The sequence below is a fragment of the Candidatus Deferrimicrobiaceae bacterium genome, from assembly GCA_036504035.1.
Taxonomy (GTDB): Bacteria; Desulfobacterota; Deferrimicrobia; order Deferrimicrobiales; family Deferrimicrobiaceae; genus JANXPS01.
Map to the genome: position 1 here is coordinate 399232 of DASXVV010000014.1, position 23727 is coordinate 422958.

Consider the following 23727-nt stretch of genomic DNA (forward strand, 5'->3'; position numbering starts at 1 on the left):
GCAACTCCCCCCCGATCCGGTTACCGAGGCGAAATCATGAGCGGTCTCCACATCCATGCCGGGAACCGGGTCGAACGACTGGTCGATGTCCTGTCGTCCATCGTCTCGACTCCCTTGGCCGACCCCCTGGCTCCCGAAGTCATTCTCGTCCAGAGCAAGGGGATGGAGCGCTGGCTGGTCCGTGAACTGGCGTCCCGGCAGGGTATTTGGGCCAATGGCCGATTCCCCTTCCCGAACGGGGTCGTGACCGAGCTGTTCGAGGCGGCCGGATGCCGGGCGGTCGGCGCCGAACTATTTACCCCCGAAACGCTGACCTGGCGCATCATGGCGCTGCTGCCCGGATTGCTGCACAGGCCAGGATTCGAGAGCCTCCGAAATTACCTCGGGGACGATACCTTCAACCTGAAGGGGTTGCAGCTCTGCGGGCGCATTGCAGACACTTTCGACCAGTACACGCTCTATCGTCCCGAAATGGTTCTTTCGTGGGAATCGGGCGCGGAGACGGACGATTGGCAACCGCAGCTCTGGCGCGAGCTGGTTCGCGGGCAGGGGACCGCCCATCGCGCCGCCCTCCGACGGCAGTTTTTCTCCCGGATCAAGGCGGGCGGCCTCGAGGCGTCGGGGCTCCCGGAGCGCATCTGCATCTTCGGCATCCCCGCGATGCCGCCGTTCCACCTCGAGATCTTCTCTTCGATCGCCTCCCGGATCGACGTTCACCTGTTTTTCATGAACCCGAGCGTCGAATATTGGGGGGACATCGTCTCGCGCAAGGAGCTGGCGAGGCTCAAGCTCCGGACCCGGAAGGGGGGGCAGGGAGAGATCCACTACGAGACCGGGAACCCCTTGCTGGCTTCCATGGGGCGTCTGGGACGCGACTTCTTCGAGCTGCTGCTCGGCGCCTCCGGCACGGAGGGGGAGGGCCATTTCGAAGACCCCGGGGAAGCGTCGATGCTCGAAGGCCTCCAGTCCGACATCCTGCTTTTACGGGAACGGGGCAGGGATGGCGCGCGGACCCCGGTCCATCCCTCCGACAGGTCGATCCGCATCCACTCCGTCCATGGTCCGATGCGCGAGATGGAGGTGCTGCACGACCAGCTGCTCGAACTTTTCCGGGCCGATCCCGCGCTCGAACCACACGATGTCGTGGTCATGACGCCCGATATCGAAGGGTACGCCCCCTACATCACGGCGGTCTTCGGCGCCGGAGCCGGGTCCGGGCCTTCGATCCCGTTCTCCCTGGCCGACCGCCCCGCTTCAGCCGACAGCCCGGTCATCCGTCTCTTCCTCGACATCCTCGCCATGTCCGGCAGCAGATTCGGCGCCGGGGAGGTGGCTTCGCTTCTCGAGTCGCCCGTCCTTCGGGAGCGGTTCGGCTTCACCTCCAGCGACGTCGAGCAGATCCTGGGCTGGATATCCGATGTGCGGATCCGCTGGGGGATCGACGCCGAAGACCGCGGACGCTTTGGGCTGCCAACCTTCGGAGACAACAGCTGGAAGGCGGGGCTCGACCGGCTGCTGCTCGGCTACGCGATGTCGGGCGACGGCGAGACGCTGTACAAGGGGGTGTTGCCTGCCGAAGGCGTCGAGGGGAGCAGGGCGCAGCTTCTTGGGCGCTTCGTGGCGTTCGCGGGCACGCTTTTCGACGCGGTCAGGGCGCTCGACACCCCGCGCACGCCGGCCGACTGGAGCGATCACCTCGCCGCTGCGCTTCCGCGCTTCGTCGATGGGGATGCCGCGGAATACGGGCGGGACTTCCACGAGCTCTCCTCCCGGATCGCACGCCTCAAGGAGGTAGCCCGCTCGGCCCGGTTCGACGCACCGGTCGCCATCGATGTCGTCCGGCATCATCTCGAGCGGCAGTTCGGGGAATCGCGGGCGGTCCGGGGCTTCCTCGCCGGGGGCGTGACCTTCTGCGAGATGCTCCCGATGCGAAGCATCCCTTTTCGGGCGGTGGCCCTGGTAGGGCTCAACAGCGGCGTCTATCCCCGGCAGAGCCGTCCCCCCGGGTTCGACCTGATCGCGAAATCGCCCCGGCCCGGGGATCGTTCCCTCCGCGACGAAGACCGCTACCTGTTCCTCGAATCGTTGCTGTCCGCCCGTCGTTGGCTTTCCATCAGCTACGTGGGACAGAGCATCGTCGACAACAAGGAGATCCCGCCCTCGGTCCTGGTCAGCGAGTTGATCGATTATCTCGAACAGGGATTTGCGCCGCCCGACGGCGTCCGGCGACTGGAAGACCATCTGGTCGTGCGGCACCCGCTGCAGCCGTTCAGCCCGGACTATTTCGAGGAGAAACGGGGGCTCTTCAGCTACTCGGTCGAGAATCTCGAGGCGCTCAGGGCCCGCGGCACGGTCGCCGAGAATCGCCCCTTCATCGGGGAGCCGCTCCCCGATCCGCCTGCCGCCTCGCGGCATGTCTCCGTGGCGGAATTCAAGCGCTTCTTCCGGTCTCCGGCCGAGTATTTCCTTCGGAACAGGTTAGGCATCCACCTCCCCGAAGAGGAAGACCGCGCCCAGGACCGCGAGCCGTTTGCGGTCGAGGGGCTGGAGCGATATCTGCTCGTCCAGCGGCTATCCGAGCGGATGATCTCGGGGGGAGCGCTCGAGCCGCTCTACCCGTCGATCCGGGGAGGCGGGATGCTTCCCCCGGGCGCCCCGGGCGATCTCGCGTGGCGAAAAGCGGCCGAGGAGGCCGAGGCATTCGCCCGGTCCGTCGCATCCAGGCTCACCTCCGGCGCACTGCCGCCGCTCGATGTCGACCTGTCGTTGGGGCCTTTCCGCCTGTCGGGGCGCATCGACGACATCCGGAGCGACATCATGCTCCGATATCGTTGCGCGTCGCTCAAGCCTCGCGACCGGCTGACCGGCTGGATCGACCATTTGATCCTTTCGGCAACGCGCACTGCCGGCTACCCCGCGGAAACGATCCTGCTAGGCAAGGACGGCGAGGAGGTTAGGTTCACGGCGGTGGACGATCCGGCCGCGCCGCTCACCGGGCTATTGTCGATTTATTGGCAGGGACTTTCCGAACCGATCCCGTTCTTCCCCGCCAGTGCCTACGAATATGCGAAGGCATCCGCGACCGGATCGCCGGCCGGCGAGGCGTTGTCCGCTGCCCTCAAGGCCTGGCGCAGCAGCCCGTTTGCCAGGGGGGAGGGCGACGACCGCTGGCTGGCGATGGCTTTTCCCCGTCTGCCCGACCCGGTCGGGGCACCGCGGTTCGCGTCGATCGCTTTGGACGTATTTTCCCCGCTGCTAGACAACCAGAAAGCCCGATGATGAAGGCCAGGCCTTTTGACATGCTCGAGCCGTTGACTCCGGGACGGCGGCTCATCGAGTCTAGCGCCGGCACCGGCAAGACCTACACGATCGCTTCCCTTTACGTCCGTCTCCTGCTCGAAAAGGGGTTGCAGGCAGGACAGATTTTGGTGGTGACCTTCACGCGTCCGGCTACCGAGGAACTGAAAGGGCGCATCCGGCAGAAGATCCGCGACACGCTCGCAGCGCTCGACGGCGAGCCTTCCGAAGACGAATTCATCCAGCGCTATGTCCCGACGATTCCCGACCCGGAACAGGCGCGCTCCGCGCTGTCGAACGCGCTCCGCATGTTCGACGAGGCGGCCATCTTCACGATCCACGGCTTTTGCGGCCGGATGCTCCAGGAAAATGCCTTCGAAAGCGCTTCGCTGTTCGACACCGAGCTGGTTACCGACGAGTCCGACCTCCGCCGGGAAATCGCAGACGATTTCTATCGGTTGCGCGTGCATGGGGTCTTCTCGCCGCTGTTCCTGTCCTATGCGATCGAACACGGCTTCACGCCGGATGCCCTGGCCGCGTTCATCCGGGGCAACGTCGCAAGGCCCTTTTTCCGGATCATCCCCGATGCCTCCGAGATCGCGGGGAAGGGAGCACCGTCGGCCGAGCTCGAGACCGCGTTTTTCGCGGCACGCGAAACCGCGATTGCCGCCTGGGAATCGGGGCGGGATGCCGTCGCCTCCGGGATGGCGTCCTGGGACGGGCTGAACAGGAACAGATATCGGACCGCTTCGGTCGCCGCAATGATCGCCGCAATGGACCGCTATGCGGATTCGCCGCCGACGTCGTCCCGTTTCCACAATTATTCGAAGTTCCGTCAGTCCGAGATCGTCGCGGCGACGAAGGCGCGCTGCGAACCGCTGCGGCACCCGTTCTTCGAGGCCTTCGAAAGGCTCGACGAAGCGGTTTCCGCGCTCCTCGACGGCTTCGAGCAAGACATGATCGCGACATGGCTCGCGCTGGCCGGGTACGCCCGGGACGAGATGGCCGAGCGGAAATGTCGACGCAATGTCCGTTCCTACGACGACCTTTTACGCGACATGTTCGACGCGCTCAAGGGGCAGGGTGGGGCGACCATGGCCGCAACGGTGCGGGAGCGGTTCCAGGCGGCGCTCATCGACGAGTTCCAGGACACCGACCCGCTCCAGTACGAGATATTCGGCACCATCTTTCCTGAACGGTCCTATCTGTTTCTGATCGGCGATCCCAAGCAGGCGATTTACGGCTTTCGGGGCGCCGACATCTTTGCTTACCTCAAGGCTGCAGGCGAGGTGCGGGCCCGTTTCACGCTTGACCGCAATTTTCGATCGGTTCCCGGCCTCGTCAACGCGGTCAACACGCTCTTCGGCCGTCGGCCCGGCGCTTTCGTCTTTCCCGAGATCGAATATCCCCGGGTCGAGGCGGCGTCCGAAGGCGGGACGCGCGGGTTCGCCCTCGAGGGAACGCCCGACCTGATGCCCTTCAAGATCCGCATGATCGCGCGCCCGGATCCCGCATCCTCTGTCCCGATCCCGAAAACGGAAGCCAACCGCCTGCTGCCCGAGTCGACCGCGACCGAGATCGTCGCGCTGCTTTCGCGGGGGCAGCGCAAGGAAGCGACCATCGGGGGGGAGCCCGTGACGCCTCGCGACGTGGCGGTCCTGGTCCGGACCAACGGCCAGGCGCGCGCCGTGCACGCGGCGTTGCGTCGACGCGGGGTCCCGGCGGTCATCTACAGCAGCGAGAGCGTCTTCGCTTCCGAGGAGGCGGTGGCGCTCGAGCGGGTGCTCCTCGCGGTGGCCGATCCGGGGCACGACGGGAAGGTGCGTGCTGCGCTGGCCACGCCCTTGTTTCAGGTCGACGGCAATACGTTGGCGCGTCTCCAGGAAGAGCCGTCCGAGTGGGACGAGCGGGTACGCCAGTTCAGCGGATGGCGGGATCTGTGGGCGAACGACGGGTTCATCACGATGGTGCGGTCGATGACCTCGTCGGCGGGCCTCCGAAGCCGGCTTCTCGCGCTTCCCGACGGCGATCGCCGTTTGACCAACCTGCTGCACCTGTTCGAGCTGCTCCACGAGGCGTCCCACTCTCGTCGACTCGGCATCGAGGGATTGCTCAAGTGGCTGCCCGACCGGATGGCCGATACCGGGGGGACCCCGGCCGAAGAGCACCAACTCCGGCTCGAGACCGACGAAGCGGCCGTGAAGGTGGTCACGGTTCACAAGTGCAAGGGGCTCGAATACCCGGTCGTGTTCTGTCCTTACGCCTGGGACGTCTTCACCGGCGAGGGCGACGGCGTGACGTTCCACGACCCCGACGACAAGACGACGCTGGTGCGAGACATCGGATCCGCCAGGCTCGACGAAAACCGGCGGATTGCGGAACGGGAGTCGCTGGCCGAGAATGCCCGGCTGCTTTATGTCGCCCTGACCCGTGCGAAACACCTTTGCGTCGTGGGGTGGGGCGCGATCCACGATGCCGGTCGATCCGCGCTCGCCATGCTGCTTCATTCCGCGTCGAATGCCTCCGAACCCGGCCTCGCAGACCGTTTTTCGAAGATGACCGATGATGATATCCGCGCCGACCTCGAAAGGCTGCCCGGCCTTGAGATTTCCCTGATGCAGCCTTCGACCGACGCGCGCTATATCTCCGAGCACCCGGAAGCGGGTCGCCTGGCCTGCCGGGAAATCGGGCGCGCCATCGCGCGCGACTGGGGATCGGCCAGCTTCACCTCGCTCGTGTCCGGCGCCCGAAGCGATTCCGAATGGCCGGATCGCGACCTCCTGCCTCCGTCGGAAATCGACCGGGTCCCCGCCTCCGCGCGAGTCGCGCGAAAAGAAGGGGCGACCCCGTTCGATTTTCCCAAGGGCGCCAAGTCCGGCCTGTTCTTCCACGGCTTGATGGAAAAGCTCGACTTCGCTGCGACCGATATCGAAATCGAAAATGCGGTCAAAGCACACCTCGAAGCCGACGGATTCGACCCCGAGTGGACGCCTGTCGTCTCGCGGATGGTCCGGAACGTGCTCGACACGCCGCTCGACGCCGATGTCCCCGGATTCCGCCTGTCGGGGATCGCTTCCGCCGATCGACGGCACGAGGTCGAATTCGGCCTTCCGCTTGCGCTGCTCACCCCCGGTTCTCTTCGGCGCGCCTTCTCCGAACCCGGGGATGACCCCGGCGCACCGGGAGCCGCTTCCCTGCTCGACCGGCTTGCCTTCCTGCCGATTCGCGGCATGATGAAAGGGTATATCGACCTGGTTTTTTCCCGGGGCGGTCGTTATTTCCTGCTCGACTGGAAAACCAACCATCTCGGGGACCGGATCGACGACTACAGCCAGCCTGCGATGCGCGAGGCGATGGACGATTCGTTCTATTTCCTGCAATACCACCTCTACGCCGTGGCCCTCCACCGCTATCTCCGTCTCAGGCTTGGGGTCTCCTACGATTACGATCGCCATTTCGGCGGCGTCTACTATCTTTTCGTTCGCGGGATTGATCCCGCGTTCGGCCCGCGGTTCGGCGTGTGCTTCGACCGGCCGGACGTCCGCCGAGTCGAGGCGCTCGGGAGACTCTTTTCGGGGGAGCGGGCCAATGGATGACCTCTCGTTCGTCGAGATCGACCGCTGTTTCGCCAGGTTCCTGGGCCGCATCACCGGCTGCTCCTCTCCCGAAAGGCTTATTGCCGCGGCGCTCGTCAGCGCCGCCGGGCGCAGCGGGCACGTCTGCCTCGATCTGGCCGACGTCGCGGGGGAATCCGTTCCCCATGAAGGGCCCGACGGGGGCGAGATGCAAATTGCGCCCCCGCTTCCCGGCTGGATCGATTCGCTACGGGGCTGGGAAGCCGTCGGGAAGCCGGGCGAAAACTACCCGCTGCTCCTCGACGACTTCAATCGGCTCTACCTGCATCGTTACTGGCGCTACGAGGATGCGGTCGCAAGATTCCTGTGCCAACGCGATTCGGGTCGGACGCCTTCCGCCACCTCCGGCAGCCTGGCAGCGGCGCTCGATCGATATTTCCCGCCATCAGGCGACGGGGCGCCCGACCTCCAGCGCGAAGCCGCCGCCGCTGCGGCGACCGGCCGGGTCACGCTGATCACGGGTGGACCGGGCACCGGCAAGACGTCCACCGTGGTCAAGATCCTCGCGCTGCTTATCGAGCAGGCGGGGGCCGCTCCGATCGACGTGGCGCTGACAGCTCCGACCGGGAAGGCGGCCGCCCGGCTCAAGGAAGCGGTCGAGGCCGCACGCGACAGGCTCGACTGCGAATCCTGGGTGCGCGATCGCGTCCCCTCCGGGGCATCGACGATCCACCGGATGCTCGGCGCGCGTCCCGGCGGCGCGTCCTTCCGCCATGGCCCCGACAACCCGCTTCCGCACGACGTCGTCGTCGTCGACGAAGCCTCGATGATCGACCTGCCGCTCATGTCCCGGCTGGTATCCGCCCTTGCCCCGCAGGCCCGCCTGGTCCTGCTGGGCGACCGCGACCAGCTCGCCTCGGTCGAGCCGGGCGCGGTGTTCGGCGACATCTGCGAAAGCGCCGGTTCCAGCCGCATGACGGCCATCGTCGTACCGCTTCGGAAGAGCTGGCGCTTCCGGGAAGACAGCGGGATCGGCGCCGTCAGCCGCCTGGTCAACGAGGGGAAGGGGGGGGAAGCGCTGGCGATCATCGATACCGGCCGACATGCCGACATCGGGTTCCGCGACATCAGGGAGGATCCGTCCGTCCTCGAATCCGCCATCCTTTCCGGTTACGCCGGGTACCTTGATGGCGATTCGATCCCGGCTGCCTTCGAAGCGTTCAACCGGTTCCGGATCCTGTGCCCGTTCCGTTCCGGACCATACGGCATCGAGGCCGTCAATCGCTTCGCTGAGCGCGTGCTGGACCGGGCCGGGCTGATCCGCCCGCGGGGGGGGCACTACAAGGGGCGTCCGATCATGGTCACGCGCAACGATTACCGGGCGAGGCTCTTCAACGGCGATGTCGGCATCCTGTATCCGAATCCTGACGCCGGCGATGCGCTTTATGCCTGGTTTCTGTCCGATGACGGTTCGTTCCGGGCCGTGTCGACCGCACGGCTTCCCGAGCACGAGACGGTCTACGCGATGACCGTCCACAAGAGCCAGGGGTCCGAGTTCGATCAAGTGATGCTGCTACTCGGGTCGACGCTGTCCGATCACCTCACGCGAGAGTCCCTTTACACCGGCCTCACGCGGGCCAGGTCGCGCGTCGATATCGTGGGCAGTCGAGACGTCTTCCGCGCTGCCGCCGAACGCAGGGTTGAGCGGCGGTCCGGGCTCGCCGAAGCGCTTCGCGGAGGGACCGGCCCGCCTTGACATCCATTCCCCCGGCGGGTATAAAACCTCAGATTCCCTGACAATTCCGGTCACGTCCGAAAACGGGCGCGCATTCGCGTGTTCGCATTTGGGAGAGCCGACAAGGAGGACACATGAAAGGATCCAGGAGTTTCCGTTGTATCGTGGCGCTTCTCTCCCTGATCGCCTGCACCATGCTGTTTGCGCCCATCGTGGCCTGCGCGGCCCCGGCCGCCAAGGCGGCTCCCGCCAAGGCAGCCGTGGCCAAGGAAGACGCTGCCGCTCCGAAGGCGGCCGCCCTTTTGCCTGAAGATTGCGCCAAGTGCCACCCGGTTCCCCCGTCCGACATCGAATCGGCCGGCGGCAAGCACAAGAGCGACGTGACCTGCCTCGACTGCCACCCGGGCCATCGTCCCACGTCCAGGAACAACATCCCCAAGTGCAGCAACTGCCACGAGGGCAAGCCCCACTTCGAGCTGAAGAACTGCATGGAATGCCACAAGAACCCGCATAAGCCGCTGAACATCGTGCTGGGCCCCAAGGTCACCGATCCCTGCCTCACCTGCCACACCGACCAGATCAAGCAGCTTCGTGAAAACAAGAGCAAGCACTCCGCGCTCTTCTGCTCCAACTGCCACGACGTCCACCGCAAGATCCCGCAGTGCGTCAAGTGCCACAAGCCGCACTCCGCCGAGATGACCCAGGCCGACTGCAAGAAGTGCCACAAGGCGCACAAGCCCAAAGTCGTCACCTATGCGCAGGATGTTCCCAACAAGGATTGCGGCGCCTGCCACAAGCCCGCGTTGACCATGCTCAACGCGACGCCGACCCGGCACAAGGCCGTCCCGTGCGTCAAGTGCCACAAGGACAAGCACAAGATGATCCCCGTGTGCACGCAGTGCCACACCAAGCTGCACCCGGCGGCCATCCTGAAGAAGTTCCCCAAGTGCAGCATCTGCCACTCGATCGCGCACGATCTCAACAATTGGCCTGCATCCAAGGAAGGGTCCGGCGCGGCCAAGCCGGCCAAGGAGCACAAGAAGAAGTAATCGCCCGATCCGCATCAGATCGGAGCATTCCCGAAGAGACGGCCCGGAGGACATCCCGGGCCGTTTCTCTTTGGGAGAGGATGATGCGGGTTAGAATGTCCCGATGCCGATGAAGCCGACCCGTTCGAACCTCGAGTTGCCCATCGATCCGATCCTCCCTTCGATCGTCGAGGCCGTCCGCTCCCGCGGCGTTGTCGTCCTGGAGGCGCCCCCGGGTGCAGGGAAGACGACTCGCGTTCCTCTGGCGTTGCTGGAAGCGGGGCTCGCCGGCGCCGGGGAACTGATCGTCCTGGAACCGAGGCGGCTCGCGGCGCGGATGGCCGCGGTGCGGATCGCCTCTGAGCTCGGAGAGGCGGTTGGGGAGACCGTCGGCTACCAGGTCCGCTACGAGGATGTTTCCGGGCCGAAGACGCGTCTGAAGTTCGTCACGGAAGGAATCCTCGTCCGGCGACTGATTGCCGAGCCGTTTCTTCCCGGCGTCGGGGCGGTCGTTCTCGACGAGTTCCATGAGCGCCACCTGCACGCAGACCTCGCGTTGGCGCTGTTGCGACGGATTCGGGAGGACAGGCGCCCGGAGCTCCGGTTGGCGGTGATGTCGGCGACGCTGGACGCCGACCCGGTGGCCGCTTGGCTCGATGCCCCGGTCGTTCGGGCCGAGGGGCGCAGATACGAAGTTTCCGTGGAATACCTGGAGCCGTCCGAGACGGCCGATCCGGGAGTCCGGGACGAGGCGCGGGTTGCTCGCGCATTGCGGAAGCTGATCGCGGAGGGGAACGGCGGCAACATCCTGGTGTTTCTGCCCGGGATGTCCGAGATTCGTCGCGCGATGGACGCCTGCGCGGACATCGCCGGAAAAGGCGGGTACGATCTCCTTCCGCTCCACGGGAGCCTGTCTCCGGAAGCCCAGGACCGTGCGGTTCTTCCCGGCCTCCGCCCAAAGGCGATCTTCTCCACCAACGTTGCGGAAACGTCGGTCACGATCGAAGGCGTCACGGCGGTCATCGACAGCGGGCTTGCCCGCATCGCATCCCACTCCCCCTGGTCCGGCCTCCCCCGGCTCGAACTCCGCAAGATCTCGCGCGCCTCCGCCGCCCAGCGCGCCGGGCGCGCAGGGCGAACCGCGCCGGGGCGGGTCATCAGGCTCTACACCCGTTTCGATCACGACATGCGCCCGGCGAACGATCTCCCGGAGATCGCCCGGGAGGACCTGGCCGAGACGGTGCTGGTGTCCGCGGCGCTGGGCGTTGCCGATCTGGCGTGGCTCGACCCGCCCCCGCGCGTCGCGTGGGAATCAGCCGTTTCCCTCCTGAAAACTTTGGGCGCGCTCGACCCCGTTGGTGAAATCACCCGACTCGGCCGGGAGATGATTCGTTTTCCGCTCCACCCGCGCCTTTCGGCCCTCGTCGTCGAGGCGCACGCGAGGGGAGCGGGGCGGGAAGGGGCGCTTGCAGCCGCCCTCGTTGCCGAGATGGACATCAGGGAAAGAGGGACGAACGTGCGCAATGGCAGGCGAGCGGTCAACGGCAATTCAGACCTGATCGAGCGCGTGCACCTGTTCCGCGAGGCCGAGAGAAGCCGGTTTTTCCCGGAACGTCTCCGCTCCCTCGGGCTTTCTTCCGTCGCCGTTGCCCAAGTCGATCGTGCGCGGGGGCAGATTGCGGGACATTTGCGGGATGCTTTCGCCAAGCCCGAAGCTCTCGCGCCCGTAAACGCCGACGAGGTCTTGATGGTGGCGACGTTGGCCTCGTTTTCGGACCGGCTCGGAAGGCGCCGAAAGCCGGGCAGCGACGAGATCGTTCTCGCGGCCGGCGGAACCGCACGCTTGTCGCAGGAAAGCGTGGTCGGTGCGGCGCCGCTCCTGGTCGCGGTCGACGTCGAGGAAAGCCGGGGGGGCGCTACGATCCGCATGGCGTCCGCCGTGACCCCCGAGATGCTGCTCGACCGCTTTCCCGATCGCCTGAAATGGGAGGAGGCCTCGATCTGGAACGAGAGCGCCGGGCGCGTGGAGGGATGGGAGAAGCTGACCTTCGACGCCTTCGTCCTCGAATCGTCGCGACTCGGCCGGGTCGATCCGCAAAGGGCGTCGGAATTGCTCGCGGGGGCGGCCCGGGCGAAAGGGATCCGGGCCTTCGCCCCTGCCGGGGCGCTCGACCGGCTGTTGGCTCGGATGGCGTACGTCTCGAACGCTTTTCCGGACTCGGGTCTTGTCCCCTTTTCGGAGGAGGCGCTCGACGGCGTGCTGAAGAAACTATGCGAAGGCAGGCGTAGTTTCGCGGAGCTGGAAGCGGGGAACCTGTTGCAGGCGGCGGCCTCGATGCTTGCGCCCGACCGGCGCGCCTTCCTCGATCGGATGGCGCCCGAGCGGATCGCCCTGCCCGGGGGACGCATGGTCATGGTGCAATACGACCCGGACGGAAAGGCGCCGTACTTGGAATGCCGACTCCAGGATTTCTTCGGCGCGAATAGCGGGCCCGCGATCGGAGAAGGCCGTACGCCGCTCGTGCTGCACCTGCTTGCGCCCAATATGCGTGCAGTCCAGGTGACGTCCGACCTGGCCGGTTTCTGGGAGCGCCACTATCCGGCGATCCGGAAAGAGCTGATGCGCCGCTATCCGAAGCACGCCTGGCCGGACCGCCCCCGGGACGCCGCCCCTGCGCCCGCCGCCGGTCGTCATCGACAATCGAAGGGCAAATGAAATAGAATCAACCGGTTAAGCTTTTCAAGCGACGGGGGGAAACGATGCCGAGATCCATCTCGATCACGATCATGGTCCTGGCGGTTGCACTGGCCGGCGGGTGCACGATGAGCAGCACGTACGAAAAGAAGGCGCTGGAAGCCGACGGGCTCGCCAAGGACGTGGGCGGGCTCAAGCAGAAGGTGCAGGAGCTGTCGCTCGAAAACGAGAACCTCAAGGTCCGAGTCGAGGCGCTCCGCCTGCAGGTGGGCAACACCGAGGTCGAGCGGAACAAGTTCGAGAAGGATCTCAAGTATGTGACCGGCGCCAAGGACAAGCTCACCGCCGATAACCAGGAGCTCGACAAGCAGCTGAAGTCGAAGGCGGATGCCGAGTCCCGATCGATGGGAGAGCTCAAGCAGAAGGTCGCCGAGCTCGAGGATGCCAACGGGAAACTGAAGGAAGAGATCGCGGGATTGAAAAAGACGGCCGAGGAAAAGGTCCGGTCGATGGGCGAGTCGCAGGGGGCCTACGAGAAGCTCCGGGGCGAGAACGCGATGCTCCAGAAATCGATCGACGAGAAGGCGAAGCAGATCGCCGACGCTCAGGCCAAGGCCGACAAGATCATGCAGGAAGGCGGCAAGGGGCAGGAAGAGAAGTCCCGCCAGCTCGGCGAACTCAAGGCAACCTCCGAGAAGCTTCAGGCCGAGGTCGCCGAACTCAAGAAGACGATCGACGGGAAAGACCGGCAGATCGAGGAACTGCAGGCCGCGAACAAGAAGCTTTCGGTCGACGTTGCCGTCAAGGAAAAGGTCGAGGAGCTCAGCTCGACGTACAAGGCAATGATGGAGCAGATGAAGGGCGAGATCGCCAAAGGGCAGGTCACCATCACCGAGCTCAAGGGGAAGCTGACGCTCAACATGGCCGACTCCATCCTCTTCGATTCCGGGAAGGCTGAAGTCCGGTCCGGCGGCACCACGGTTCTCGCAAAGGTGGCTGCCGTGCTGGGCGGCGTCAAGGACAAGCAGATCCGCATCGCCGGCCACACCGACAACATCCAGATCACCGGGGCGCTCGCCAAGAAATTCCCCAGCAACTGGGAACTGTCGGCGCACCGGGCCATCAACGTGATGCGTTCGCTCGAGGATCGGGGGATCGGCGGCGTCCAGATGGCCGCAGTCGCGTATGCGGACACTCGGCCCGTCGCCTCGAACGACACGGCTGACGGCCGGGCCAAGAACCGGCGCATCGAGATCACGTTGGTACCGAAGGAATAGCAAGGGTAGCCGGCGTGAACCTCCCCAAGGATGCCTCGTCGACGGAGCCGTTCTTTTCCATGCTCCTCGACCTCGACGGGAGGGGCATCGACGTATCGATCCTGCGGGACGGCCGGCGCGTCGTCCATGCCTCGCTGGCTCCCGGGCCGCTCTCGTCGTTCCTGCCCGGGGCGGCAGAGCCCGTCTCTGAACCCCGCGAAAAACTCCGGAAGCATTTTCTTGCCCATGCCGACGGCTATCCGGTCGCCGTCCGCTTTTCCCGCCGCATCCTCCCGATGCGATGGGTGGGATATTCGGTCCGAGGGACCCGGACCGAGGCCGATCTCGTCGAGGGAGGCCTGCTTGTCCTTCGGCACCGGGTGATCGTCGGCTCCGGAAGCCGTAAAGGACCTATCGTGCGGGACGGATTCTTTTTCGATCTGGTCCGGGGCGAGTTCGGTCTGCTTCCGCGGGACGGGGGATGGCGTGCCTGGCACCGGATGCGCCGTCACCTCCACGGAAAGGGCGTCCACCCGGTCGAGGAGGATGTCCCGGGCCGGAAGGCCGTCTTTCTGGCGGCCGATGTGGAACGTCAAGGGATCCCGGTCGGCGACGAATTCCCAGCCGAGGAGGGCGGCCTTCAGATCCGGATCAACGGCCGGCCGGTCGTGGCGGAACCCGTCGTCCCGTCGCCCGGCCTGTCGATCCATCCCTCCGGCAATCCCCGCACACCGTGGGTCATCCGGGGCGAGCTGAAGATCGGGAACCATTTATTCCCGATTTCAGAGGAGGCGATCCGCGTCTTCAGGCCCGAGTCGATCCCGTCCCTCATTCGGCGTTCAGGCGGCGAGCCCGGGTGGTACGACGCCATGCACGAAGCCATGCTCCCCGGCGCGGAGCCGTCGTCCGGGCGGGAGACTTATCGTGCTGCGTTCGACGCCATCGGGCACCTTCGGGAAAGCGTGGCGATGGTCCTTCCGCTCGAGGGGCGGTGGGTGTCGTTTTGCTCAGATCCGCTGAATCAGGCCCGCATGCTCGAAATCCCGTTTCGACTGTTCGGGTTCCGCATCTTTCAGGGCGCGAGGGAGCCGGGCGAGCTCCGGGTCCCGGGAGCCGAGGTCAACGAAAGGCTGCACGCACTCCTTGCGGCAACGACCGCCGGCGGATTCCCGCTCTCCTATGAAGACCGGGACGTCGCGTCCGCAAACGTCACGGTTTCCGTCGAAGCGGCGGGCGGCCAGTTCGACTGGTTCGAGGTCCGCCCAGAGATCTCGATCGACGGCGAGTCCCTCGACGAGGCGACCTGGGAGGAAGCGCTCCTGCGGGATGGATTCGTCATCCGGGGGGGGCAGCTCCTGGTTCTCGACCCATCTCAGCGGAACGTCCTGAAAACGGTCGCCGCATCGCTGCGGCGCGGGAAGCGGGGCGGGCGCGAGCGTTATGTCCGCATTCCCCGGCTGGCGATCCTCGATCTCCTGGAATTGCGGCGCCACGGTGTTCAAGTCGTCCTACCCGAGCGGGAACGAAAGATTCTCGACCGCTTGTCCCGTCTTGAAGCGGTTCCCAGGAAGGCCGTTCCCGAGAAGCTCCGCACCGACCTGCGCCTTTACCAGGCCGAAGGGTACGACTGGCTGTCCTTCCTTTACGAGAACCGCTTCGGAGCGTGCCTGGCCGACGACATGGGCCTCGGCAAGACGGTTCAGGCGATCGCATTCCTGGCTGCGATCAAGGAGGGCATCGTCACCTCCCGCGCCCCTGGCCTCGCTTCGCTTGTCGTCATGCCGCCGAGCCTGCTGTTCAACTGGGAAAGCGAGATCCAGCGATTCTATCCGGGGCTGAAGCTGGCGGTCTACCGCGGGAAAGCGCGATCGCCGGAGTTCGGCGACGCGGATCTCGTGCTCACGACCTACGACATCGTCCGCCGCGACATCGACATCCTGTCGGTCATGCAGTTCGACGTGATCGTCTTCGACGAGGCGCAGGCGGTCAAGAACCTGTTCGCGAAATCGACCGGGGCCGCCCGCAGGCTGCGATGCGCATTTGCGATGGCGCTGACCGGCACGCCCGTCGAGAATCATCTCGGAGAATACTATTCGATCCTCGACCTCGTGGCTCCGGGCATCTTCGGGGATTATGAGGACGTCCGGCGCAAGATCCGGAAGGATGATCCCGCCTTCCTCGAGGCCATCCGCAGCCGGAGCCGTCCCTTCGTCCTTCGGCGAGCGAAGGAGACGATCCTGCCCGATCTTCCGCCCAAGGTCGAAAGCGACATCTTCCTCGATCTGACCGACCGGCAGAAGGTCCTCTACCGGCGCGCCGCCGAATCGGCCCGCGAAGAGGTCGACCGGGCTTACAGGACGAGAACCGAAGGGCGCGCACGGATCATCGCGCTTACGGCGATCCTCCGGTTGCGGCAGCTGTGCCTTTCGCCCGAGCTACTACTCCCGGCGAAGCGGGAAACTGCGCCCAAGATCGAATTCCTGCTGTCGAGGCTTGAGGAACTGCGCGAGGAAGGGCATTCGGTGCTCGTCTTTTCTCAGTTCACCACCTATCTCGATCTCGTCGAGCGGGCGATGCGCGAGCGCGGGATGTCCGCCCTGCGCCTCGACGGGGCGACGCCCGTGCCCGAGCGGAAGCGGCGGGTCGAGTCTTTCCAGGGGGGGGAAGAGCCGTCGGTGTTCCTGCTCAGCATGAAGGCGGGCGGGAAGGGGCTCAACCTGGTCAAGGCGTCCTACGTGCTCCTGCTCGACCCCTGGTGGAATCCGGCCGTCGAGCGACAGGCGGCCGACCGGGCGCACCGGATCGGGCAGGTCCGCAAGGTGACCGTCCTGCGGCTCCTGATGCGGCATACGGTCGAGGAGAAGATGGTGGCGCTGTCCTCGCGAAAGGCAGGGTTGTACAAGGCGCTCCTGGGCGAGCCGGGGGAATCGGGCGGGGCGCCGCTTTCCAGGGAAGATTTCGCCTACCTGCTCGGGTGAGCCCGTCGACAGTCTAGTCGAAGTCCGAGTAGATCGCTCCGAAGTCGAGGCCTGCGATCGAGAGCCCCTGATTCTGCTCCTTGATGTTGAATCGCGCCATCTGCAGGTCCTGGCTGACGCTGCCGTTCCGGATGCCGGCATAGGCCTCGAGAAATGCCGCCAGGTTGTCCGCACCCTTGACCAGCGCACCGTCCTTCGGGTTGAAGATGTCCTTGTTGTACCGCGCGCCGATCTCGCCGCTGTTCGTTTCGGTCAGTACACCGTCGACGGTCACGAAGGATTCGAACTCGCGCTCGGCGTACATCAGGAAGTCGGGCCGCCACCGGTCGGGAATCAGGCGGTACACCTCTTTTTCCAGCTGCTCCTTCTCGTACTCCTTGATCAGCTCGCTCAAACCCTCGACCGACCGCTTGACCGGAGAGATGATGTCGCGCGTCAACACCTCGGGGAGATCGTGGAACAGCCCGGTCAGGAAATTGTTGACCCGGCGTCGCGGGCAGGCGCCGATCTCGAGAGAGAACAGGTAGGAGAGGATCGCGACGTAAAGCGAGTGCCCCAGGACCGACGTCTTGGGAATCCGGTGCAGGTGCGCCCACCGGGTCTGGAAGCGGAGCTGGCCCGCCAGGTCGATGAAATTGCGGAATCGCCGTTCCTCGGCCAGCGCGATGATCCCCTTCAGGTCGGAATAGTGGCCGAGCTTGCGCTCGAGATCGTTCCGGATGTCGTCGATGTCGTAGCCGCCCGGGTTCGCCCGCTCGATGATTGCGAATTCCCACTTGGTCGCACAGAAGTGGGCCGCATTCAGGATCCGCCTGGTGTGCGTATCGTCGTTGGCCCGGACGAAGTGCTCGCGGAACCGGCGGCAGAACGGCTTGCCGAGCGACGACAGGACCGGCTTGAGCTCCTCCTCGACCCATTCGTTGAGCTTCCGGTATTTCTTCCGGTCTTCCTTGATCTTGTAGAAGATAGGCGGCTTCAGATCGGTGATGACGATCCGTTGGAGCAGCTCGAAGATCCCGCCTTCGATCAGCTCGACCCAGTCGACCGGCTGTCCTCCTTCGTCCTCTTCGAACTTCGCCAGGAAATAGGCGATGATCATCTTGTGCGCCTGCTTGTCGAGCTCGATCAGCTCGACGGGGCGCAGCTTGTCGTTCCAGCGCTGCATGTAGGCGGCATCGAAAAGCTTCAGCATAAGGGCCTTGCGGATCATGATCGTCACTTCTCCTCTTGTCAGCCGACCTTGGCCAGGATCTGTTCGACGTCGATTCGCCACTGGTCCGGGTTCAGCGGCCGAACGATCGTCCGGGCGAACCGCTTCCCGTCCTCTTTTCGCAGAGTGAGGTCGGCGTTGACGGGGGATGGGTAGCGGCGATGTTCGTCCTTGTAGATCAGGAGCACGTTCGGTCGCAGGATCATTTCGTGATTGATCGACAGGACCACGCCGATCTCGGAGCTGTCGAGCTGCACGACGGTCCCGACCGGGTAGATGCCGAGGCACTGGATGAAACGCTCGACGAAGGGGAGGTTGAAATCGGTGCGCCCCCACTCGTAGAGCTTCTTGATCCCCTCGTATGCGGGGAGCGCCTTGCTGTAGCAGCGGTTCGAGGTGATCGCGTCATAGACGTCGATGATCGACGTCAGCTGGCTGAACATCCGGATCTCGTCACCCCGGAGACCGAACGGGTAGCCGTTGCCGTGGAACCGTTCGTGATGCTGAAGCGCGATGGACTTGGCCTCTTCGGGGATGCCGTCGGTCCCGGACATGATCTCCGCGCTGTAGATCGGGTGCTTCTTCATCTCCGTGAACTCGCGTTCGGTCAGCCTGCCGGGCTTGTTGAGGATCGCGATGGGAACCTTCATCTTGCCGGTGTCGTGCAGCATCGCCCCGATGCCCAGGTTGCGAAGCTGCTCCGGATCGAGCCCGAGGTGGCGCCCGAGCGTGAGACAAAGGGCGCAGACGTTAACCGAATGGACGAAGGTGTATTCGTCGTATCCCTTGATCCGGGTCAGGCTGGTAAGGGCATCCCGGTTCCGGAAGATCGACGCGACCATGTTTTCGACAACCTTCGACACCTTGCCGCCTTCGATATTCTTCCCGATGCGGATGTCGTGCATCACGTCGTTGACGACGAAGCGGGCTTCCCTCTGGACGAGGCGCGCGACCTTGATCTCTTCCTCGAACGAGACCGGATCGTCGATCGAGACCGGCGCCCATGACGGGCGGGGCGAAGCGGTTGCGTCGGACGGTGGCGGGGCGTGGTCGGTCTGGAGCTCAAGTCCGGGCTGTTCGAAATCGGTTTCCGACTCCGGGAAATCGGGTTCGGGAACGGGCGCATCCAGGGGCTCGAAATCGAGGCCCAGGTCGGGGTTGATATAAACCTCGTCGATGCTGTATTCGAGCAGCTTGTTGATCTGGGATGCCGATGTGATCTTCTTGCGGCTGGTCAGGAAGGGGTGTTCGAGCCACGGGCGGTCCATCCTCTCGACGACCATCCCGACCTTCAGGTTCCGTGTGTCGATCTTCTTCAGCAATTCGCATCTCCCGAGTAAAGTATATTATCGGAAAATGCCGGGCAGGGGGCGCCATGAAACTTTACATCGTCAGGCACGGGAGGTCGGTCGATGCGGCCTACGGCATTCCGGATGCGCTTCGCCACCTGACCGCGAAAGGGCGGGAGCGCTTCAGGGATACGGTCCAGGCCGCGCGGAGGGAGGGGATGTCTGTCGACGCGATCTTCTGCAGCCCCCTGGTGAGGGCCGTCCAGACCGCCGACCTGCTCGCGGAGGGGCTTCGTTTCGGCGGCGAGGTGGTCGCCGCCACCGAGCTGGCGACGGGATTGTTTCGGGAAGACCTTGCCGGATTTCTCGAGCAGCAGGGCTCCCCGTCCTCGGTCGCGCTTGTCGGGCACAATCCCTACCTGTCCCGCCTGGCGACGGAGCTAATGGGGTCCGAAGGAATTATTTCCATGAAAAAAGGGGCCATCGCCGCGTTCGAGCTTTCTTCCGATCTCGTGCGGAAAGGTGCAACGCTGCTCTGGATGTTGGCGGACGGGCGGAAGGAAAATCCGTTCGGCTGAAAAATCGGTCGCATCTTGCCAAGATGTCGAATTGAAATATCGGTTGACAGGAAAGAACAGGCAGGGTACCTTAGGAACAATTGTCGGACATCGGGTGGCAACGTCCGGGTGGCACGACAGTACATCAAGGTTTTGGAGGTAGTACAGTGGTTCAGGGAACGGTCAAGTGGTTCAACGATGCGAAGGGTTTCGGCTTCATCTCCCAGGAGGGTGGTCCGGATGTTTTCGTCCATTTCTCCGCCATCCAGGGTGAAGGCTTCAAGTCGCTCAGCGAAGGCGAGCGGGTTGAATTCGAAATCACCCAGGGCCCCAAGGGTCCTCAGGCGTCCAACGTCAACAAGGTGAGGTAAAGCCGAGGCCTCATTGGCCTCGATATCTCGACCAAACCAGGCCCCGGCGGTTCATACCGCCGGGGCCTTTTTAATGCGAGGAAATTCAAGGCATGGATCATCTGCCCGCCGCCGTCCTCGGGTTTCTGTTCGGGGCGATCTCCTGCTGGCTCGTCCTCCGGGGCGCGTCGCGCCGGGACGATGCGGCGCTGGCCCGGCTCTCGGAGGCGTCCGGCGCCTTTTTCACCCAGGCGCTGAAGAACAGCAACGAAGCCTTCCTCCAGCTCGCCCGCACGTCGATGGAAGGATTTCACGAGCGTGCCCGCGGCGATCTCGACCTTCGGCGTCAGGCCGTGGACGACCTGGTGCGCCCGATCCGTGAATCGCTAGAGAAGGTCGACGTCCGGATCCGGGAGGTCGAGCTTGCACGCGTCTCCGCCTACTCCGGCCTGAACGAGCAGCTGCAATCGCTGGCCACCGCCCAGGCGCGGCTGCAGGGAGAAACCGGGAACCTGGTCAAGGCGCTGAGGGCTCCGCATACGCGGGGACGGTGGGGAGAAATCCAGCTCCGTCGGGTCGTCGAGATGGCGGGAATGGTCGAGCAGTGCGATTTCGTCCAGCAGGAAAGCGCCGGGACGGAAGACGGGGGACGGCTTCGGCCCGACATGATCGTCAGACTCCCGAACGGCAGGGAGGTGATCATCGACGCCAAGGCGCCGCTCTCCGCCTATCTCGAGGCGCTGGAGGCGACAGACGAGGACGTCCGCCTGGCCCGGCTCAAGGAGCACGCGGCCCAGATCCGGCGGCACATGACCCAGCTTTCCTCGAAGTCCTACTGGGAGCAGTTCCCCAACGCGCCGGAGTTCGTCGTCCTCTTCCTGCCGGGCGAAGCGTTCTTCAGCACCGCGCTCGAACAGGATCCCTCGCTGATCGAATTCGGTGTCGACAAGCGGGTCATCCTCTCGACACCCACCACGCTTATCGCCCTGCTTCGCGCCGTCGAGCACGGATGGCGCCAGGAGCGGGTGGCCGAGCACGCCGAGGCGATCACGGCGCTCGGCAAGGAGCTATACGACCGTATCCGTGTGTTTTCCGAGCATTTCGGGGAATTGCGGAAAGGGCTCGAAAAAGCGGTTGACGGCTACAACAAGGCGGTCGGGACGCTCGAGAGCCGGGTGCTTGTCTCCGCCCGTAAATTCCGGGAGATGGATTCGGCCTCGACGGGGGAGATCAGCCCGCCGGGAACGATCGAGAAGCGGGCGAAACCCGCGCCCGCTTCGGACGAGGAATGAAAAGGAAGTTTGCCTCTGCCGCCGGCCTCTAAGTCTGATTTCTTTTTTTCTTCAACGCATCCCCGATCCGGTCGCATATCGTTTCCATCACCTTGATGCGGGCGAACTGCTTGTCGTTGGCCTCCACCAGCGTCCAGGGGGCGATCTCGGTGCCGGTGTGGTCGATCATGTCGCAGGCAGCCATCTCATATTCCTTCCATTTCTTCCGGTTCCGCCAATCCTCTTCGGTCAGCTTGAATCGCTTGAATCCGGTCTGCTCGCGATCCTTGAAGCGTGAAAGCTGCTCGTCGTGCGTGATATGCACCCAGAACTTGACGACGACGGTCCGGTTGCGAATGAGCTGTTCCTCGAATTCGTTGATCTCGGAATAAGCGCGGATCCAGTCCTGGGTGCGGCAGAATTTCTCGACGCGCTCGACGAGGACGCGGCCGTACCAGGAGCGGTCGAAGATGGCGATGTGACCCGCGCCCGGCAGGTTGCGCCAGAACCGCCAGAGGTAGGGCTGGTCGCGTTCCTCCTCGGTAGGCGCCGCGATCGGGATGACCCGGTATATGCGCGCGTCGAGCGCGCCGGTGATTCTTCGGATCGCCCCGCCCTTGCCCGCGGCATCGGGGCCCTCGAAGACCGCGACCACCGAAATGTCCTTGAAGCGAGGATGCCGCGTGAGGAGGCTGAGCCTTTTCTGGTATTTCCCCAGCGACAGGGCGTAGCTCTTCTTTCCGAGCTTCTGCGCCATGTCGAGCGTGCCGAGGATGGAGAGTCGGTCCTCGGCCGGAAGGAGGGGAGGGGTGAGGGCCGGCGTCTGGGACGCGTCGGTCGCGTCGAGACGCTTGCGAATCGCATCCAGGATGGCCTTGCCGATGGTGAGATAGCGGTAGTTTGCGTCCGTCCCCTCGACGACGATCCAGGGGGAATCGAAGGTACTGGTCTGGCGCAGTGCCCGTTCGGAAACGCGTCGAAAGGTGTCGTAAAGCTTGAAGTGGCGCCATTCCACCTCGGTGACGCGCCATCGCGTCTCGGGTGAGCGCTCGAGCTTCTTCAGGCGCGCCTTCTGGGCATCCTTGGACAGGTGCAGCCAGAACTTGAGGACCAGGACGCCTTCGTCGGTCAGCATCTTCTCGAAGCGGACGATCCGTTCCATCGCCTGGTCGAGATCGGCGTTCTTGATGCGACCGAACGCCCGGTCGACGATCGGGGAGTGGTACCAGGAGCCGACGAAGATCCCGATCTTTCCCTTGGGGGGGAGCTTGCGCCAGAAGCGCCACATGTAGGGGCGCTCCCGCTCCTCGTCGGTCGGATCGTCGAGCGCATGCGCCTGGATGTGGCGCGGGTCCATCCATTCGCTGAGCGTATTGACCGTCTCTCCCTTGCCTGCGCCCTCGACCCCGCTGACGAGGATGACGACGGGCATCTTCTTCGTGCGGAGGAGGTCTGCCTGCGCCTGCAGCAACGCCTCACGGAGGGGGGGGACTTCCTTCCTGTAGGCGGATTTGTCGATCTTGTGCCCCAGCTCGGCGGATTCGAACAATTGATCACTCTCCCAACGATTCGAGAAAACGCTCTGTGTCGATCGCAGCCCGGCAGCCGGCGCCCGCCGCCGTGATCGCCTGCTTGTAAACGGGGTCGTGGACGTCGCCCGCGGCGAACACCCCGGGGACGCTGGTCTTCGACCCGTCGCGAACGAGGATGTAGCCGTTGGGATCGAGGTCGAGCTGCCCCTCGAAAGGGGCCGTGTTCGGGTTGTGCCCGATCGCGACGAAGACGCCGTCCATGGGGAGGATCGATTCCTCGCCCGTCTTGACGTTCCGGGTGCGGATGGCGGTTACGTCGTTCTTGTCCATGTCGAGGATCTCGGTGATGACCGTGTTCCAGAGGAAAGAGATCTTTTCGTTCTTGAGCGCATGGTCGATCATGATCTTCGAGGCGCGAAGCTGTTCGCGGCGGTGGATGATGGTGACCCTGGCGGCGAAGCGGGTCAGGAAGATCGCTTCCTCGACCGCGGTGTCGCCGCCGCCGACGACCGCAACCTGCCTGCCCCGATAAAAGGCGCCGTCGCAGGTCGCGCAGGTCGAGACGCCGCGCCCCATGAGAAGGCGCTCCGATTCGAGTCCCAGGAGACGCGCCGAGGCGCCTGTGGCTACGATCAGCGTTTTCGCCTCGTAGCGGTTGTCGTCGGTGACGATTGCGAAAGGCCGCTGCGACAGATCGACCGAGACCACCCGCTCGGCCCGGTAATCGGCGCCGAAGCGCTGCGCCTGCTGCTTGATCCGCTCGACGAGGTCGGGGCCCATGATCCCATCAGGGAATCCGGGAAAATTCTCGACTTCCGTCGTGATGGTTAACTGGCCGCCGGGTTCCAGCCCCTCGAGGACGATCGGGGACAGGCCGGCCCGGGCGGAGTAGACGGCGGCAGTCGATCCGGCGCATCCGGATCCGAGAATGATGACTTTATGGGGCATATACGG

General features: G+C 64.7%; 14 protein-coding genes. 10 read left to right on the plus strand and 4 right to left on the minus strand.

Going from position 1 to position 23727, the window contains the following annotated elements:
- The first annotated feature begins 36 nt into the window (after positions 1 to 36).
- From recC to VGK27_14315, 7 genes are all read left to right on the plus strand, one after another.
- Positions 37 to 3279, plus strand: coding sequence for an exodeoxyribonuclease V subunit gamma (recC, locus tag VGK27_14285; GenBank protein HEY3491273.1), 3243 nt, complete (start codon positions 37 to 39; stop codon positions 3277 to 3279).
- A complete protein-coding gene (recB, locus tag VGK27_14290; GenBank protein HEY3491274.1) occupies positions 3276 to 6893 on the plus strand; it encodes an exodeoxyribonuclease V subunit beta in 3618 nt (1205 codons plus the stop codon). Before recC ends, recB begins: the two co-directional genes overlap by 4 nt.
- Positions 6886 to 8628: an exodeoxyribonuclease V subunit alpha gene (gene recD, locus VGK27_14295; GenBank protein HEY3491275.1), complete on the plus strand. Its 1743-nt coding sequence runs from the start codon at positions 6886 to 6888 to the stop codon at positions 8626 to 8628. The genes recB and recD overlap by 8 nt, the downstream gene beginning before the upstream one ends.
- Before the next feature lie 113 nt (positions 8629 to 8741).
- Entirely contained in the window at positions 8742 to 9656 is a 915-nt protein-coding gene (locus VGK27_14300) for a hypothetical protein (GenBank protein HEY3491276.1), read from the plus strand.
- A gap of 109 nt (positions 9657 to 9765) precedes the next feature.
- On the plus strand, positions 9766 to 12351 hold the full coding sequence (gene hrpB / locus VGK27_14305; protein HEY3491277.1) for an ATP-dependent helicase HrpB: 2586 nt from the start codon (positions 9766 to 9768) through the stop codon (positions 12349 to 12351).
- 44 nt (positions 12352 to 12395) lie between these two features.
- Positions 12396 to 13607, plus strand: coding sequence for an OmpA family protein (locus VGK27_14310; GenBank protein HEY3491278.1), 1212 nt, complete (start codon positions 12396 to 12398; stop codon positions 13605 to 13607).
- A gap of 14 nt (positions 13608 to 13621) precedes the next feature.
- Positions 13622 to 16564, plus strand: coding sequence for a DEAD/DEAH box helicase (locus VGK27_14315; GenBank protein ID HEY3491279.1), 2943 nt, complete (start codon positions 13622 to 13624; stop codon positions 16562 to 16564).
- Between the two features lie 13 nt (positions 16565 to 16577).
- Here the strand turns inward: VGK27_14315 and VGK27_14320 are convergent, their stop codons facing one another.
- On the minus strand, positions 16578 to 17774 hold the full coding sequence (locus VGK27_14320; protein HEY3491280.1) for an HD domain-containing protein: 1197 nt from the start codon (positions 17772 to 17774) through the stop codon (positions 16578 to 16580).
- Positions 17775 to 17794: 20 nt separating this feature from the next.
- Complete coding sequence (locus VGK27_14325; protein HEY3491281.1) at positions 17795 to 19096, minus strand: HD-GYP domain-containing protein; 1302 nt, start codon at positions 19094 to 19096, stop codon at positions 17795 to 17797.
- Positions 19097 to 19149: 53 nt separating this feature from the next.
- Between VGK27_14325 and VGK27_14330 the strand changes: the two genes are divergently transcribed.
- The 3 genes from VGK27_14330 (at position 19150) to VGK27_14340 (ending at position 21262) form a co-directional block, all read left to right on the plus strand.
- Positions 19150 to 19641 (plus strand): histidine phosphatase family protein, encoded by a 492-nt coding sequence (locus VGK27_14330; GenBank protein ID HEY3491282.1) that lies wholly within the window; start codon positions 19150 to 19152, stop codon positions 19639 to 19641.
- A 146-nt stretch (positions 19642 to 19787) separates the two neighbouring features.
- Positions 19788 to 19991 (plus strand): cold-shock protein, encoded by a 204-nt coding sequence (locus VGK27_14335; GenBank protein HEY3491283.1) that lies wholly within the window; start codon positions 19788 to 19790, stop codon positions 19989 to 19991.
- A gap of 92 nt (positions 19992 to 20083) precedes the next feature.
- The gene (locus VGK27_14340; protein HEY3491284.1) at positions 20084 to 21262 is read left to right on the plus strand and encodes a DNA recombination protein RmuC; all 1179 of its coding nucleotides are present in this window, start codon (positions 20084 to 20086) and stop codon (positions 21260 to 21262) included.
- 28 nt (positions 21263 to 21290) lie between these two features.
- Here VGK27_14340 and pap read toward each other — a convergent pair whose 3' ends face one another.
- Positions 21291 to 22790 carry a polyphosphate:AMP phosphotransferase gene (gene pap / locus VGK27_14345; GenBank protein ID HEY3491285.1) on the minus strand — a complete coding sequence of 500 codons (1500 nt, stop codon included), beginning with the start codon at positions 22788 to 22790 and terminating at the stop codon, positions 21291 to 21293.
- A 4-nt stretch (positions 22791 to 22794) separates the two neighbouring features.
- The gene (gene trxB / locus VGK27_14350; protein HEY3491286.1) at positions 22795 to 23721 is read right to left on the minus strand and encodes a thioredoxin-disulfide reductase; all 927 of its coding nucleotides are present in this window, start codon (positions 23719 to 23721) and stop codon (positions 22795 to 22797) included.
- Positions 23722 to 23727 lie beyond the last annotated feature (6 nt).